Consider the following 15,328-nt stretch of genomic DNA (forward strand, 5'->3'; position numbering starts at 1 on the left):
CGCCCCGCTCCGGCCCGCCCGGCCCGGCCCGGCCCGGCCCGCCCGCGCCAGCCCTCCCCGGCCCGGGCGACGGACTCGGCATCGCAGCACGCCCTCGGTAGGCTGTGGCGCGTGCGAATCCTCGTCCTCGGTTCCGGTGCTCGCGAGCACGCCATCATCACCGCCCTGCTGCGCGAAGACGCGGGCCACGAGATCACCGCGGCCCCCGGCAACGCGGGCATCGCCGACCAGGTCGGCATCGTGCACCTCGACCCGTCGAACGGCGCCGTCGTCACCGAGTACGCCCTCGAGAACGACGTCGAGCTGGTCGTCGTCGGTCCCGAGGCACCGCTCGTCGCCGGTGTCGCCGACGCCCTCCGCACCCGGGGCATCCCGGTCTTCGGGCCGGGCAAGAAAGCCGCGGCGCTCGAGGGCAGCAAGACCTTCGCGAAACGCATCATGGACGAAGCCGGCGTACCGACCGGGCGGGCCACGCGCGTGGGCACCCTCGACGAGGCCCTCGGCGTGCTCGACGACTTCGGCTCCCCGTACGTCGTCAAGGCCGACGGGCTGGCGGCCGGCAAGGGCGTCCTCGTCACCGACGACCGCGACGCGGCGGTCGAGCACACCACCTACTGGCTGCAGCACGGGCCCGTCCTCGTCGAGGAGTTCCTCGAGGGTCCCGAGGTCTCCCTGTTCTTCCTCAGCGACGGCCACACGGTCGTGCCGCTCAGCCCCGCGCAGGACTACAAGCGCCTGCTCGACGGCGACGCCGGGCCCAACACCGGGGGCATGGGTGCCTACTCGCCGCTGCCTTGGCTCGCCGACCGCTTCGGCAGCGAGAAGGACTTCGTCGACGAGGTGCTCGACGCCATCGCCACCCCGACGGTGCGGCAGCTCGAGTCCGAGGGCACGCCGTTCATCGGCCTCCTCTACGCCGGGCTCATCCTCACCGAGCGGGGCGTCCGCGTCATCGAGTTCAACGCCCGGTTCGGCGACCCCGAGACGCAGGTCGTCCTGCCCCGTCTGGTCACGCCGCTCAGCGGGCTGCTGCTCGCCGCGGCGACCGGATCGCTGGGCAACCACGAGTCGCCGCGGTTCTCGTCCGACGTCGCGGTGACCGTGGTCCTCGCGAGCGAGGGCTACCCCGAAGGCGCCGTGAGCGGTCGCCCGCTGCGGGGTCTCGACGACGCGACCGCCGTCGCCGGGGTCCACGTCGCGCACGCCGCGACGGCTCGCCTCGACGACCAGCTCATCGCCACCGGAGGGCGCGTGCTCAGCGTCGTCGCCGAGGGGGCCGACTTCACCGAGGCCCGGGGTCGCGTCTACGAGGCCCTCTCCCGCATCGAGCTCGAGGGCGGCCAGTACCGCCACGACATCGCCGAGCGGGTCGCCCGATGACCGCCCCGGACGGCACGACGCCCTCCGCCTCCGGCCTCGACGCCGCCCCTCGCCACCTCGACGGGTGGACGCCGGTGTACTCGGGCAAGGTCCGCGACCTCTACGTCCCGGCACCGGTCGCCGGCTCGGTCGGCGACGCCGCCACCCTCGCCGACACCGAGTACGTGCTCGTCGTCGCGAGCGATCGGGTCAGCGCCTTCGACCACGTGCTCGAGCCCGGCATCCCGGGCAAGGGCGCCCTGCTGACGCAGCTCAGCCTCTGGTGGTTCGCCCAGCTCACCACCGTGCCCAACCACCTCGTCGACCCGACCACCGCCTCCGTCTCGCTGCCCGCGCAGGTCCGGGACCGCGCCATGCTCGTGAAGCCGCTCGACATGTTCCCCGTCGAGTGCGTCGTCCGCGGGTACCTGGTCGGCAGCGGCTGGGCCGAGTACCGCGAGCACGGCACCGTCTGCGGCATCCCGCTGCCCGAGGGGCTGTCGAACGGCGACCGGTTGCCCGAACCGATCTACACCCCGGCGTACAAGGCTCCGCTCGGCGAGCATGACGAGAACATCTCGTTCGAGCGCACCGTCGAACTCGTGGGGGCCGAGACCGCGGCGGCCCTGCGCGACCGGTCGCTCGAGATCTACCGCCTGGCGTCGGACGTGGCCGAGGCCCGGGGGGTCGTCCTCGCCGACACGAAGTTCGAGTTCGGCGCCGACCGGGCCACGGGCGAGATCACCCTGGGCGACGAGGTCCTCACGAGCGACAGCAGTCGCTTCTGGGACGCCGAGGTCGACGCCTCGGGCGACCGCACCCAGAGCTTCGACAAGCAGATCGTCCGCGACTGGCTCTCCGCGCACTGGGACGGCACGGGCGAAGCCCCCGCCTTGCCCGACGACATCGTCGCGCGCACCTCCGCCCGCTACCGCGAACTGATCGAGCGTCTGACCGCCCGCTGACCCGGGCCACATGCCCCGGGGCCCACGCACCGGGGCGCATCCCGGGGCCCGACCCGGGCCCCACACCGCGTTTCGTGCACTGCACCGCATCGAGATCCGGTGACGTGCACGGAACGCGGTGCGCCGTCGGTCGGGAATGCCCGGCCCGAGCGGCCGGTTCCTGTCGATGACACGTCACCGACCCGGTGACCACCCGACCAGACCTGGGGCCCCCATGACCGACACCTCCGCGACCGACGCGACGCGCGCCTCCTCGTCCGACCTGCTCGCCGCCGACACCGGCATGGGAGCCGTCACCCTGCGGGTCGCCGACCTCGACGCGATGACCGCGTACTACCGCGACGCGGTCACCCTCACGGTGCTGACCGCCGAGCCGGCCGTGGGCCGCGTGGTGCTCGGTCGAGGGGCGACCCCGATCGTCATCCTCGAGCACGCTCCCGAGTTGAAGCACGCCGGGCCGCGTGACGCCGGCCTCTTCCACACGGCGATCCTGTTCGAGACCGAGGCCGACCTCGCCGCCGCCGTCTACAGCGTCGCGACCCGTCACCCCGGCACGTTCACCGGCAGTGCGGACCACCTCGTCAGCAAGGCGTTCTACTTCACCGATCCCGAGGGCAACGGCATCGAGCTCTACTGGGACCGCAGCCGCAGCGAGTGGTCCTGGACCCACGGCCAGGTCGACATGGCCACCCTCGCCCTCGACCCGAACGCGTTCGTGCAGCAGAACGTCACCGAGGAGGCGCTGGCCGGCTCGGCGTCCCGTCCCGCCACGGTCGGCCACGTCCACCTGAGCGTGGGCGACGTCGAGTCGGCCCACCGGTTCTACGTCGAGCAGCTCGGCTTCGAGACGACGACGCGCTTCGGGCCGCAGGCACTGTTCGTCAGCGCGGGCGGCTACCACCACCACATGGCGATGAACACCTGGAACAGCGCCGGCGCCGGGCGCCGTCAGCTGGCGCTGGGCCTCGGCCTGGTGCGCATCGAGGTGCCGACGGCCGACGACCTGGGCGCCCTCGGCGAGCGCCTCGGGCACCACGGCGTCGCCACCCGCGACGACGGGCGTGTGCTCGGGTTCGACGATCCCTGGTCGAACCAGCTCCAGGTGACCGTCCGACCGCAGTCGGCCTAGCCCTCGGTCGCAGGCTCCCTCGGCGCTGGCGTCGCAGAGCCGCTGGCGCGGCTCCCTCGGCGACGCCGATGGCTACGGTGGTGAGCATGCCTGCAGCCGACTCCCCCACCTTCTCCACGCCCCCCGAGGGCGACCTCACGCTCGACGACCACGAGGCCGTCGCGGCGATGCTCGCCCGGGCCTTCCCGAGCTACGACCACTGGTACGCCGGGGCTCGCAGCTGGGCGGGCATGCAACCCGAGCTGCGGGTCGTCGCGCGTCAGGGCGACGTCGTGGTCGCGCACGCCGGTCTGCGACGTCAGTTCGTCACCGTCGGCGACGCCGACCTGCTCGTCACCGCGGTGGGCATGGTCGCGGTCTCACCGGCCGTCCAGGGCACCGGCCTCGGGGGCGAGCTGTTGCGCCGGGTGGACGCGGCGCTGACGTCGCTCGACAGCGGCTTCGGCGTGCTCGAGACCGGGGACGACGTCCAGGGCTTCTACCGACGCGGCGGGTGGCTGCCGCTCGACGGTCTCACGGCGCACTACACGGCGTTCAGCGCCGACGGCGCCGGCGTGCTGGTCACCCAGGACCACGGCTGGCTGCTCCGCGAGGGCACGCGCACCCTCGCCGACTGGCCGCAGGGCGAGCTGCACTGGAACGGCCAGATGGTCTGACCCGCGCGGCACTCGAGACCGCGCGAAGCCCGGAGACGCCGAGGAGGCGCGGTGACCGACGAACGGTCACCGCGCCTCCTGCGGTCTGTCGCGACTCGTGGCTACGCCGGGACGCCGACCTCGGCCGGGTCCTCGTTCGAACCGGGAGCCTCGGGCTCGACGCCCTTGCGGACGCGCAGGCCCAGGGTGGGGTCGACGTTGGTCCAGTACTCGTAGACCCGCTCGCGCAGGGCGGGCTGGGTGACCTTCGAGACGTGGCCCACGATGTTCTGCACCAGGCGGTCGCGCTCCTCGTCGTCGAGCACCTCGCGGACGAGCGTGCCGGCCTGGCCGAAGTCGTCGTCCTCGGGGTGCAACGTCACGGACGAGCGGACGAGCTCGCCGTCGCTCTCCCAGCCACCGGTGTCACCGGCGGCCTGCGGGTCCGCCGCGGGACCGCCGACCGAGTTCGGTGCGTAGACCGGCGCCGTCGCCTCGCTGAAGTGGTAGCGCGCGGCACCGTCCTTCGAGTACGAGTGCACCTCGGTCTTGGGCGTGTTCACCGGCAGCTGCTGGTGGTTGACGCCGATGCGGTAGCGGTGGGCGTCCGCGTAGCTGAAGATGCGGGCGAGCAGCATCTTGTCGGGGCTGGTCGCGATGCCGGGGACGAAGTTCGACGGGGCGAACGCGGCCTGCTCGATCTGCGCGAAGTAGTTCTCGGGGTTGCGGTTCAGCGTCATGGTGCCGACCTCGATGAGCGGGTAGTCCGCGTGCGGCCACACCTTCGTCAGGTCGAACGGGTTGAAGCGGTACGTGGCCGCCTCGTCGTAGGGCATGACCTGCACCGACAGCGTCCAGGTGGGGAAGTCGCCGCGGTCGATGGCCTCGGAGAGGTCGCGGATGTGGAAGTCGGCGTCCTCTCCCGCGATGCGGTCGGCGTCGTCCTGCGTGAGGATCTTGTTGCCCTGGTTCGTCTTGAAGTGGTACTTGACCCAGAAGCGCTCGCCCTCGGCGTTGATCCACTGGTAGGTGTGCGAACCGAAGCCGTCCATGTTGCGCCACGAGGCGGGGAGGCCGCGGTCGCCCATCAGCCAGGTGACCTGGTGCGCCGACTCGGGCGAGAGCGTCCAGAAGTCCCACTGCATGTCGTGGTCGCGCAGGTGCGAGCCGGGCAGGCGCTTCTGCGAGTGGATGAAGTCGGGGAACTTGATGCCGTCGCGGATGAAGAAGACGGGCGTGTTGTTGCCCACGAGGTCGTAGTTGCCCTCGCTCGTGTAGAACTTCAGCGCGAAGCCACGGGGGTCGCGCCACGTGTCGGGGCTGCCCTGTTCGCCGGCGACGGTCGAGAAGCGGGCGAGCATCTCGGTCTCGACACCGGGCTGGAAGAGCGCGGCGCGGGTGTAGCGCGAGACGTCGGCCGTCGTGACGAACGTGCCGAAGGCGCCGCCGCCCTTGGCGTGGACGATGCGCTCGGGCACCTTCTCGCGGTTGAAGTTGGCGAGCTTCTCGACCAGCTTGTGGTCGTGCAGGACGATCGGGCCGTCGGCGCCGACCGACTGCGAGAACTCGTCGCTGGCGGCGGGGGCGCCGTTGTCGGTGGTGGTGATCTTCTTGGCGTCGGTCATGTGTCCTCTTTCGTTCGTGGTTCGTCGTCGTGTGAGATCAGGGGGCGGGCCGGTCAGGCCGCCGGGACGGTCGCGTCCACGCGGTCGGACGAGGAGGCGCGGGTCGGCTCGTCGCCCTCCCCACCCTCGGACTCGGCCGCCCGGCAGGCCGGGCACAGGCCCCAGAAGGTCACCTCGGCGGTCTGCACGAGGTACCCCGAGTCGTGCGAGGGGGTGAGGCAGGGGGCGTGGCCGACGACGCAGTCCACGTCGGCGACCGAGCCGCACACCCCGCAGACCACGTGGTGGTGGTTGTCACCCGTCCTCAGCTCGTAGAGCGCTGCCGAGCCCGCGGGTTCGATGCGACGCACCAGCCCGGCACCGGTCAGCGCGTTGAGGACGCCGTAGACCGCCTGCACCGACGTGCCGGGCAGGTCGAGGGCGACCCGGGCGAAGACCTGCTCGGCGGCCGCGTGGGGCGACGGCTCGAGGGCGCGCAACACGGCGAGCCGGGGCTCGGTCACGCGCAACCCGGCGGAGCGCAGTGCCTCGCGGGGGTCGTCGGTCGGATGGGTCATGCATCAAGTGAACCACTCTTTTGATCAGATCAAAACAATCCGGGCCACCTCGGAGGACGTTCCCTGGTTCGGCGCGCCGCACCTGTGGACAACCACACCCGAGCGGCCACGGGTCGCTACCGTCGTCGACATGAGCACCGCCGCCCCGACACCGCCGTCCGTCGTCGTCCCCCCGGGCCGCGACCTCGTGGTGGATCTCGCCCGCGTCTTCTGCGTCCTGCTGGTCGTCGCGATCCACGTGATGATGGTCGGTGTCGCCGTCGACGCGACGGGCGCCGTCGTGGCGAACCGTCCCCTGCAAGAGCAGTCCTGGTTCCCGCTCTCGACGTGGGCCGGGCAGATCATGCCGCTCTTCTTCGTGGTGGGCGGGTTCGCCAGCGCCACGGCCTGGGCCGGGGCACGGCGCCGCGGCGCCGACGCCGGCGACTTCGTCCGCGGTCGCCTCCTGCGCCTCGCCCGGCCCGCGAGCGCGGTCTTCGTCGTCCTCGCGATCGCCCTCGCCGTCGCGACCCTGCTCGGTGCCGATCCCGAACTGCTCGACGTCGTGGCGACCGGTGTGGGCTCCCCGTTCTGGTTCCTCGCCGCCTACGGCATCACGCAGCTGCTCGTGCCGGTGATGGCCCGGCTGCACACGACCCGCCCGTGGGCGACGCTGTTCGTCCTGGTGGTCGCCGCGGTCCTGGTCGACGCGGTGCGGTACGGCACCGGCGTCACGGCCGTCGGCCTCCTCAACCTCGCCTTCGTGTGGCTCTTCGTGCAGCAGCTCGGCTTCGCCTACGCCGACGGGCTGTTCCGTCGGACCCCTCGGGCCGTGCTGCTCGTCGTCGCCGTCGTGGCGTACGCCTCGCTGGTCCCGCTGACGACGGCCGGGCCGTGGTCGGACGACATGCTGAGCAACCTCAACCCGCCGACGGTGCCGCTCATGGTGCTCGGGGTGGCGCAGATCTGCGTCCTGTCGCTCGTGCACCCCGCCCTGGCGCGTCTCATGTCCACGTCGGCGGCCCGCGCCGTCGTGTTCGCCGTCGGCAGCCGCGGCATGACCATCTACCTCTGGCACCTCCCGCTGTTGATCGCCGTGCTCGGGGTCCTCTTGGCCGTGGGCGGGCCGCTCCCCCAACCCTCGACCGCCACCTGGTGGTGGACGCGCCTCCCGATCTGGGCCCTCGTCATCGGGCTGACCTGCCTGGTCTCGCTGGCGACCGCCCGGTTCGAGCTGCCGCCGCGAGCGTTCGCCGAGGGGCGGCGCCGCGCCTCCTGGTGGTCGATCGGGGTGGCGGCGGTGCTCGCCATCGGGCCGCCGTTCGACGTGATGCACGAGGGCCTCGACCTGCGCAACGCGATCGCGGGCGCGATCTGCCTGCCCCTGGCCGTCTGGCTGCTCGGCCGGTCGCGCCCCGACGTCGACCCGGAGTCCGCCCCGCGGGCCACCGCCGACAGGCCCGCGGACGCAGCCCACACGGGGTAGACGCCCGGCCGACGGGGGGTTCGGCCGGGCGTCCGGCGGTCTCGGGGCGGATCAGGAACCCCGGGACCGGACGCGGAACAGAAGGCCCGATCACGAGGCCCGCGCTCTGTCCGCTGAGAACACCCTGCGGCGCGAACCAATGATCCGGCTGACAGGTGGCTCGCATTCCGCTGACCATCGCCGCGACGGCCGATGCCTCCACGACGACGGCACCACCAGGAGGCGCGCGCGGCTGCCGTAGACTCGTCGCGTCCACCCGTTGACGCCTCTGTAGGAGTAAACCAGTGCCCACAATCGTCGTCGAGGTCATGCCCAAGGCTGAACTGCTCGACCCCCAGGGCAAGGCCGTCGCCGGTGCCCTCTCCCGTCTCGGCAAAGGGGCGTTCACCGACGTCCGCATCGGCAAGCGCTTCGAGGTCACGGTCGAGGGCGAGGTGACCGACGCCGTCCTCGCGGACGTCCGCGAGCTCGCCGACGACATGTTCTCGAACTCGGTCATCGAGGACGTCGTCTCGATCACCGTCGCCGACGCTCCCGCCGCCCTCTGATGCGCGTCGGCGTCGTCACCTTCCCAGGCTCCCTCGACGACCGTGACGCGCAGCGCGCGGTCCGACTCGCGGGCGGCGAGCCCGTCGCCCTCTGGCACGGCGACCACGACCTGAAGGGCGTCGAGGCGATCATCCTGCCCGGCGGCTTCAGCTACGGCGACTACCTGCGTGCCGGCGCGATCGCCTCCTTCTCGCCGATCATGGCCGACGTGGTCGACGCCGCGAACGCGGGCATGCCCGTCCTCGGCATCTGCAACGGCTTCCAGATGCTCGCCGAGGCCCGCCTGATCCCGGGGGCGCACACTCGCAACGCGCACCAGCAGTTCATCCGCCGCGACCAGCGTCTCGTCGTCGAGAACGCCCGCACCGACTGGACGAACGGCTTCACCGAGGGGCAAGAGATCACCATCCCCCTCAAGAACGCGGACGGGCGCTTCATCGCCGACGCCGAGACCATCAAGCGCATCGAGGGCGAGGGGCAGGTCGCCTTCCGCTACGTCGGCGTGAACCCGAACGGGTCGATGGACGACATCGCCGGCGTCACCAATGCGCGCGGCAACGTCGTCGGCCTCATGCCGCACCCCGAGCACGCCGTCGAAGAGGGCTTCGGCCCCGACACCCCCGCCGCGATGTCGAGCGGCGTCGACGGCCTGACCTTCTTCACGTCCGTTCTCGAGAGGGCCCTCGCCAAGTGACCGACCAGACCGACCGCGCCCCGCACGACGCCGAGATGATCGACGTCCGCTCCGAGGGTCACGTGCCCGACACCGTGGCGAACGCCGCGGCGACGCCCGATCGCGAGCAGCCCTACGGCGCCCTCGGCCTGAAGGCCGACGAGTACGCGAAGATCCGCGAGATCCTGGGGCGTCGCCCCACGAGCGGTGAGCTCGCCATGTACTCGGTCATGTGGAGCGAGCACTGCTCCTACAAGTCGAGCAAGATCTACCTCCGGCAGTTCGGCCAGAAGGTCTCGCCCGCCATGAAGAAGAACCTGATGGTCGGCATGGGCGAGAACGCCGGAGTGGTCGACGTGGGGGGCGGCTGGGCCGTCACCTTCAAGGTCGAGTCGCACAACCACCCGAGCTACATCGAGCCGTTCCAGGGGGCGGCCACCGGCGTGGGCGGCATCGTCCGCGACATCATCTCGATGGGTGCCCGCCCCGTCGCGGTCATGGACCAGCTGCGCTTCGGCGACATCGACGCGGCGGACACGGCCCGCGTGGTCGACGGCGTCGTCGGTGGCATCAGCTTCTACGCCAACTGCCTCGGCCTGCCCAACATCGGCGGCGAGACCTACTTCGACGCCGTCTACCAGGGCAATCCCCTGGTCAACGCACTGGCCGTGGGCGTCCTGCGCCACGAAGACCTCCACCTGGCCAACGCCCGGGGCGTCGGCAACAAGGTGGTCCTGTTCGGTGCGCGCACCGGCGGTGACGGCATCGGCGGCGCCTCCATCCTCGCCTCCGACACGTTCTCGTCCGGCGGGCCCACCAAGCGTCCTGCCGTCCAGGTCGGCGACCCGTTCGCCGAGAAGGTGCTCATCGAGTGCTGCCTCGAGCTGTTCCGCGACGAACTGGTCGAGGGCATCCAAGACCTCGGTGCAGCCGGCATCAGCTGCGCCACGTCCGAGCTCGCCTCGAACGGCGACGGCGGCATGTTCATCGAACTCGACAACGTCCTGCTGCGCGACCCGTCGCTCACCGCCGAAGAGATCCTGATGAGCGAGAGCCAAGAACGCATGATGGCCGTCGTGCGTCCCGAGAAGCTCGACGCGTTCCTCGCGGTCGTGGCGAAGTGGGACGTCGAGACGAGCGTGCTCGGCGAGGTCACCGACACCGGCCGTCTCGTCATCAACTGGCACGGCGAAGAGATCGTCAACGTCGAGCCCCGCACGGTCGCCGTCGACGGCCCGGTGTATGAGCGCCCCGTCGCCTACCCTACCTGGATCGACGCCCTGCAGGCCGACAGCGCCTCGTCGCTGCCCCGCCCCACGGGCAACGCCGTCCTTCGCGAGCAGTTCCTCGAACTGCTCGGCTCGCCCAACCTGGCCGACAAGAGCTGGGTCACGAACCAGTACGACACCTACGTGCTGGGCAACACCGCGCTCAGCTTCCCCGACGACGGAGGCATGATCCGAGTCGACGAAGAGACCGGTCTCGGCTTCGCGATCGCGACCGACGCCAACGGGCGCTACTGCCAGCTCGATCCCAAGCAGGGTGCTCGCCTGGCGCTGGCCGAGGCGTACCGCAACGTCGCCGTGACCGGTGCCGTGCCCGCCGCCGTGACCGACTGCCTGAACTTCGGCAGCCCCGAGGACCCCGAGGTCATGTGGCAGTTCTCGCAGGCCGTCGAGGGCCTGGCCGACGGCTGCCTCGAGCTCGAGATCCCCGTCACGGGCGGCAACGTGTCGTTCTACAACCAGACCGGCACACGTCCGATCCACCCCACACCCGTGGTGGGCGTCCTCGGCGTGATCGACGACGTCGCCAAGCGCATCCCGTCCGGCTGGCAGGACGAAGGCGACAACATCTACCTGCTCGGCACCACGGCGCTCGAGCTCGACGGATCGGCCTGGGCCGGCGTGGTCCACGACCACCTCGGCGGTCGACCGCCGGCGGTCGACCTCGCGGCCGAGGCGCAGCTCGCGCAGCTCCTGCACGCAGGTGGCGACCAGTCGTTGATCGCGGCGGCCCACGACCTGAGCGACGGCGGCCTGGCACAGGCGTTGGCCGAGGCCGTGCTGCGCTTCGGAGTCGGTGCTCGCGTCTGGCTGGGTGAGATCATCGAGCGGGACGGCATCGACGTCGCGACCGCGCTCTTCAGCGAGTCGACCGGTCGCGTGATCGTCTCGGTGCCCCGCGAGGACGACGTCCGCTTCCGCGGCCTCTGTGAGGGCCGCGGCTACCCGGTGGCCCGCATCGGCGTCACCGACGGCGAGTCGGGGTCGCTCGAGGTACAGGACGTCTTCACGGTGTCCATCGACGAGCTGCGCAGCACCCACCGTGGCACTCTGCCGGCCCGCTTCGGAGCCACCATCGGCGACTAGTCACCATCCGGCATGGCACCGAAGGCCCTCACCACAGGTGAGGGCCTCCGGTGTCTTGCGAGGCAAGCCCTGAGCCTCGGATTATTCGCATGTAAAATGTCTCATGTGCAGACCCCGCCCCTGTCCCCCGCTGGACCCTTCCGCGATCGCGAGCACTTCTCGGGCATCCAGGGCCTCCGGTTCGTGGCGGCCCTCCTGGTGGTCGTCACCCACACCGTGTTCTACGCCCACGAACGGCTCGACCCCTCGTTCCGCCCGTGGAGCTACGGATCGGTCGGGGTTGACGTCTTCTTCGCGATCAGCGGCTTCGTCATGATGCACTCCGTTCGTCGCCTGGAGGGCACACCGCGGGCCTGGGCGACCTTTGCGCGTCGCCGACTCGATCGCATCGTCCCGCTCTACTGGCTCGCGACGACCCTCAAGGTGCTGACGTTGGTACTCGTCCCTTCGGCCGTGCTGCACGCCACCCTCGAGCCGGCCAACACGCTCGCGTCGTACTTCTTCATCCCGACCCGCAACGCCGAAGGCAACATCGAACCCGTCCTCGGCGTCGGCTGGACCCTCGTCTTCGAGTGTGCGTTCTACGCCCTCGTGACCTTGTGCCTGGCCCTCAGGGTCAGAGTCCTGCCCACCGTCGGAGCGGTGCTCGTCAGTTGCTCGGCGCTGTGGTGGGCCTTCGACGCCGCTCGCCCGGCATGGGCGGTCTATTTCGACCCCATCGTCCTGTTCTTCCTCATCGGCATGGTGATCGCCGAGCTGACGCGTCCCGCTCGCCGTGGCTGGTTGTGGGCCGTGCTCGCGGTCTCCCTGGTGGCCCTGGCGGTCGTGCTCGCCACATCCGCCGGCGACGGGGGCTTCGGGCGCAACGCACCAGCCCGATTCGCGGGCGTCACGGCCGTCGTCGCGGCGACGGTGCTGGCCGAAGGTCCCCTTCGCCGCGTGACGCCGACCTGGGTCCTCACCGGCGGTGCCGCGTCGTACGCGCTCTACCTGTTCCACCCCTTGGTGGCCCCGGCCGTGCCCGAGCTCTTCGCGCGCCTGGGTTGGATCGACGGCTGGCTGTCGGTCGCCGTGTCGGTTCCACTCCTGGTGGCCCTGTCGTTCATCATCCACCGTCGCGTCGAGCGCCCCCTCGCCAGGGTTCTCGCCCGACGAGGACGCGACCCCCGGCGCCCGCTCGGCTCCGAGTCAGAAGAGCCCCAACCGGCCTAGCTGCTGGCGCCCGACCGCGCACCGACGACTCTCCCCGAGGCGCGAAGCGGGGACGATCGCGTTCGGCGAAGCCGAACACGCCGCCGGAGGCGGCAAGACAGGCACGAACAGCAATTCCCCCGGGCCGCAAGGCCAGGGGGAATCAAATTGCTGGGGTACCTGGACTCGAACCAAGAACAACTGAACCAGAATCAGTCGTGTTGCCAATTACACCATACCCCAATGATGACAACCGTCAGGTCTACATCACTGTCGGCCCATCATCTGGACCGACGTCTACTGTACAGCATCTGCCAGGCGTTCGAGGCCACCGATGAGGTCCCGGTTGATCACGGCAGCGACGCGGGCGCCGTCGCCGGCGGCAACGATGAGTTGCTGGGGGCCGGGCGCGGTGCTCTCGCCGGCGGCGTACAGCCCGGGAACCGACGTGCGACCATGGCCGTCCACGACGAGCAGTCCGTCGCCGTCCAGGTCGGCCCCCGTCGCCGAGACGTAGTCGAGCGCGGCCGACCACTCCGGGCGGACGAAGCCCCCGGCCCGAGGCACGACCGTGCCGTCCTCGAGCACGACGCCACGCATGCCGTCACGATCGCCGTCGATGCTCGTGACGCGACGACGATCCACGGTGATCCCCCGGGCGGCCAACGCAGCCTCGTCCGCCGAGGTCACCACGTCCGAACCGTGCGTGAAGACGATGAGGTCGTCGGTCCACTGCGAGAGCAACAGGGCGCGGTCGACGAGGTCGGGGTGCTCACCGATCAGGGCGAGTGGCTGGTCACGCTTGTCGTACCCGTCGCACTCGATGCAGCTGTGGACGTACGTGCCGTAGAACGCCCGGAGTTGGGCGATCTCAGGCAGGGTCTCGCTCAGACCCGTCGTCACCAGCACGGTCCCTGCCAGCGCGGACGACTCCTGCCCACGGAACGCGCACGAGATCTCGAACCCGCCGTCGACCGGGACGACGTTCGTCGCCAGGGTCTGCCGGTGTTCGGCTCCCTCGTACCCCAGGAACTCGTCGCGTCCGAGCTTGCGGAGCTCGAGCGGCGAGATGCCGTCGCGGGTGAGGTACCCGTGCGAGAGCAGCGTGGCGGAGTTCCGCGGCCGGTTGCTGTCGATCAGCACGACGCGTCGGCGGGCGCGGACGAGGTTGAGCGCGGCGCTCAACCCTGCGGGGCCGCCCCCGATGACAGCGACGTCGTAGCGCTCGGTCATGAGCGGTCGGCGAGAGCCGAGAGTCGGGCAAGGGTCGACTCGCGGCCGAGGATCTCCATCGACTCGAACAACGGCGGACTCACGCGACGCCCGGACAGCGCCACCCGCAACGGGCCATAGGCCACGCGGGGCTTGAGGCCGAGTCCGTCGACGAGCGCCTCCTTGAGGACCGCCTGGATCGACTCGTGCGTCCAGTCGGCCAGGCCCTCGAGGGCAGCCGAGGAGGCGCGCAGCACCTCGGTGGACCGCTCGCCCAGCGAGGCCAGCGCGTCATCCTCGTGGACAAGGTCGTCGTCGGCGACGAACAAGAAGCCGAGCATGCCACGAGCCTCGGACAGGAGGGTCATGCGTTCTTGGACGAGAGGCGCTGCCTGAACGAGCACGGCACGCTCGGCCTCCGTCGGCGGAATGCTGACGACCCCGTCGAGGTAGGGCAGCAATCGCTCGGTGAAGTCCCCGACGGACAGCAGTCGGATGTGGTCGCCGTTGATCGACTCGGCCTTCTTCACGTCGAATCGCGCGGGGTTCGGGTTCACGTCGACCACGTCGAACGCCGCGACCATCTCGTCGATCGAGAACACGTCCCGATCGTGAGTCAAAGACCACCCCAAAAGCGCCAGGTAGTTGACGAGGCCCTCGGGGATGAAGCCGCGGTCTCGGTGGTGGAACAGGTTGGACTCGGGATCGCGCTTCGAGAGCTTCTTGTTGCCGTCACCCATGACATAGGGCAGATGGCCGAACCGAGGGACGAACGTGGTGATGCCGAGCTCGACCAGCGCCTCGTAGAGGGCGATCTGGCGGGGAGTGGACGAGAGGAGGTCCTCACCGCGCAGGACGTGGGTGATGCCCATCAGAGCATCGTCCAGCGGGTTCACGAAAGTGTAGAGAGGCACCCCGTTCGGTCGGACGACGACGAAGTCGCTGAACGATCCCGCCGGGAACGTGATCTCACCACGGACGAGGTCGTCGAAGCTGAGGTCGCGGTCGGGCACTCGCAACCGGAGTGCCGGCTGACGCCCCTCGGCTCGGAACGCCGCACGTTGTTCGTCGCTCAGCTCACGCTCGAAGTTGTCGTAACCCTGCTTGGGGTCGCGACCGTTGGCGATGTTGCGAGCTTCGATCTCTTCACCCGTGGCGAAGCTCTCGTAGAGAAGCCCCCGCTCCAGCAGCTGATCGATGACCCCGCGATAGATGTCGTGGCGCTGAGACTGACGGTAGGGGCCATGAGGCCCACCTGCGTCGATGCCCTCGTCCCAGTCGATGTTGAGCCAACGAAGCCCGTCGAGGATCTGCTCGTAGCTCTCTTCGCTGTCTCGGGCCGCATCGGTGTCTTCGATGCGGAACACGAGCTTGCCACCCGTGTGCCGGGCGTAGGCCCAGTTGAAGAGGGCGGTGCGGATGAGGCCGACATGCGGCGTTCCGGTGGGCGAGGGGCAGAACCGCACGCGCACGTCGGTGCCGGTGGCGGTGGAGAAGGGAGCTGACATCGCTGACGATCTTACCGGGGTTGGTGGGTGGGTCAGCGTTAAACGCAGAAAGGCCCCTTCCGAAGAAGGGGCCTTTCTGGTGTTTCGT

13 protein-coding genes and 1 tRNA gene are annotated in these 15,328 nt (G+C 70.4%); 9 read left to right on the forward strand and 5 right to left on the reverse strand.

Features of this window, described 5'->3' with window-relative positions:
* Positions 1–111 precede the first annotated feature (111 nt).
* The 4 genes from purD (at position 112) to IFT36_RS11030 (ending at position 4,109) form a co-directional block, all read left to right on the forward strand.
* On the forward strand, positions 112–1,380 hold the full coding sequence (gene purD, locus IFT36_RS11015; protein ID WP_200413133.1) for a phosphoribosylamine--glycine ligase: 1,269 nt from the start codon (positions 112–114) through the stop codon (positions 1,378–1,380).
* Complete coding sequence (locus tag IFT36_RS11020) at positions 1,377–2,324, forward strand: phosphoribosylaminoimidazolesuccinocarboxamide synthase (RefSeq protein ID WP_056049511.1); 948 nt, start codon at positions 1,377–1,379, stop codon at positions 2,322–2,324. The genes purD and IFT36_RS11020 overlap by 4 nt, the downstream gene beginning before the upstream one ends.
* Before the next feature lie 214 nt (positions 2,325–2,538).
* Positions 2,539–3,453: a VOC family protein gene (locus IFT36_RS11025; RefSeq protein ID WP_249407978.1), complete on the forward strand. Its 915-nt coding sequence runs from the start codon at positions 2,539–2,541 to the stop codon at positions 3,451–3,453.
* An 86-nt stretch (positions 3,454–3,539) separates the two neighbouring features.
* The gene (locus tag IFT36_RS11030; protein ID WP_200413134.1) at positions 3,540–4,109 is read left to right on the forward strand and encodes a GNAT family N-acetyltransferase; all 570 of its coding nucleotides are present in this window, start codon (positions 3,540–3,542) and stop codon (positions 4,107–4,109) included.
* A gap of 101 nt (positions 4,110–4,210) precedes the next feature.
* Here IFT36_RS11030 and IFT36_RS11035 read toward each other — a convergent pair whose 3' ends face one another.
* Positions 4,211–5,713: a catalase gene (locus tag IFT36_RS11035; RefSeq protein WP_056049517.1), complete on the reverse strand. Its 1,503-nt coding sequence runs from the start codon at positions 5,711–5,713 to the stop codon at positions 4,211–4,213.
* Positions 5,714–5,766: 53 nt separating this feature from the next.
* Positions 5,767–6,270, reverse strand: coding sequence for a Fur family transcriptional regulator (locus IFT36_RS11040; RefSeq protein WP_200413135.1), 504 nt, complete (start codon positions 6,268–6,270; stop codon positions 5,767–5,769).
* 130 nt (positions 6,271–6,400) lie between these two features.
* Between IFT36_RS11040 and IFT36_RS11045 the strand changes: the two genes are divergently transcribed.
* The 5 genes from IFT36_RS11045 to IFT36_RS11065 all read left to right on the forward strand — a co-directional run bounded on the left by IFT36_RS11045 (position 6,401) and on the right by IFT36_RS11065 (position 12,541).
* Positions 6,401–7,735, forward strand: coding sequence for an acyltransferase family protein (locus tag IFT36_RS11045; RefSeq protein ID WP_200413136.1), 1,335 nt, complete (start codon positions 6,401–6,403; stop codon positions 7,733–7,735).
* 284 nt (positions 7,736–8,019) lie between these two features.
* Positions 8,020–8,283 carry a phosphoribosylformylglycinamidine synthase subunit PurS gene (gene purS, locus IFT36_RS11050; RefSeq protein WP_043597439.1) on the forward strand — a complete coding sequence of 88 codons (264 nt, stop codon included), beginning with the start codon at positions 8,020–8,022 and terminating at the stop codon, positions 8,281–8,283.
* Complete coding sequence (purQ, locus tag IFT36_RS11055; RefSeq protein ID WP_054144901.1) at positions 8,283–8,978, forward strand: phosphoribosylformylglycinamidine synthase subunit PurQ; 696 nt, start codon at positions 8,283–8,285, stop codon at positions 8,976–8,978. Before purS ends, purQ begins: the two co-directional genes overlap by 1 nt.
* A 35-nt stretch (positions 8,979–9,013) precedes the next feature.
* Positions 9,014–11,329: a phosphoribosylformylglycinamidine synthase subunit PurL gene (gene purL / locus IFT36_RS11060; protein ID WP_200413140.1), complete on the forward strand. Its 2,316-nt coding sequence runs from the start codon at positions 9,014–9,016 to the stop codon at positions 11,327–11,329.
* 105 nt (positions 11,330–11,434) lie between these two features.
* Positions 11,435–12,541 (forward strand): acyltransferase family protein, encoded by a 1,107-nt coding sequence (locus IFT36_RS11065; RefSeq protein ID WP_200413137.1) that lies wholly within the window; start codon positions 11,435–11,437, stop codon positions 12,539–12,541.
* A gap of 150 nt (positions 12,542–12,691) precedes the next feature.
* On the opposite strand, the gene IFT36_RS11070 is transcribed toward IFT36_RS11065, so the two are convergent.
* The 3 genes from IFT36_RS11070 to gltX form a co-directional block, all read right to left on the reverse strand.
* Positions 12,692–12,763: transfer RNA gene (locus tag IFT36_RS11070), tRNA-Gln, on the reverse strand.
* A 54-nt stretch (positions 12,764–12,817) separates the two neighbouring features.
* The gene (locus IFT36_RS11075) at positions 12,818–13,753 is read right to left on the reverse strand and encodes an NAD(P)/FAD-dependent oxidoreductase (protein WP_200413138.1); all 936 of its coding nucleotides are present in this window, start codon (positions 13,751–13,753) and stop codon (positions 12,818–12,820) included.
* Entirely contained in the window at positions 13,750–15,240 is a 1,491-nt protein-coding gene (gene gltX, locus IFT36_RS11080; protein ID WP_200413139.1) for a glutamate--tRNA ligase, read from the reverse strand. Before gltX ends, IFT36_RS11075 begins: the two co-directional genes overlap by 4 nt.
* Positions 15,241–15,328 lie beyond the last annotated feature (88 nt).

The organism is Frigoribacterium sp. CFBP 13605 (assembly GCF_014839405.1).
In the GTDB taxonomy this organism is placed as follows: Bacteria; Actinomycetota; Actinomycetes; order Actinomycetales; family Microbacteriaceae; genus Frigoribacterium.

Coding starts and splice junctions, on each gene's coding strand:
- IFT36_RS11035 (WP_056049517.1), bottom strand. CDS start 5,713: ATGACCGACGCCAAGAAGATCACCACCACCGACAACGGCGCCCCCGCC.
- IFT36_RS11040 (WP_200413135.1), bottom strand. CDS start 6,270: ATGACCCATCCGACCGACGACCCCCGCGAGGCACTGCGCTCCGCCGGG.
- IFT36_RS11045 (WP_200413136.1), top strand. CDS start 6,401: ATGAGCACCGCCGCCCCGACACCGCCGTCCGTCGTCGTCCCCCCGGGC.
- IFT36_RS11025 (WP_249407978.1), top strand. CDS start 2,539: ATGACCGACACCTCCGCGACCGACGCGACGCGCGCCTCCTCGTCCGAC.
- purL (WP_200413140.1), top strand. CDS start 9,014: ATGATCGACGTCCGCTCCGAGGGTCACGTGCCCGACACCGTGGCGAAC.
- IFT36_RS11075 (WP_200413138.1), bottom strand. CDS start 13,753: ATGACCGAGCGCTACGACGTCGCTGTCATCGGGGGCGGCCCCGCAGGG.
- gltX (WP_200413139.1), bottom strand. CDS start 15,240: ATGTCAGCTCCCTTCTCCACCGCCACCGGCACCGACGTGCGCGTGCGG.
- IFT36_RS11020 (WP_056049511.1), top strand. CDS start 1,377: ATGACCGCCCCGGACGGCACGACGCCCTCCGCCTCCGGCCTCGACGCC.
- purQ (WP_054144901.1), top strand. CDS start 8,283: ATGCGCGTCGGCGTCGTCACCTTCCCAGGCTCCCTCGACGACCGTGAC.
- IFT36_RS11030 (WP_200413134.1), top strand. CDS start 3,540: ATGCCTGCAGCCGACTCCCCCACCTTCTCCACGCCCCCCGAGGGCGAC.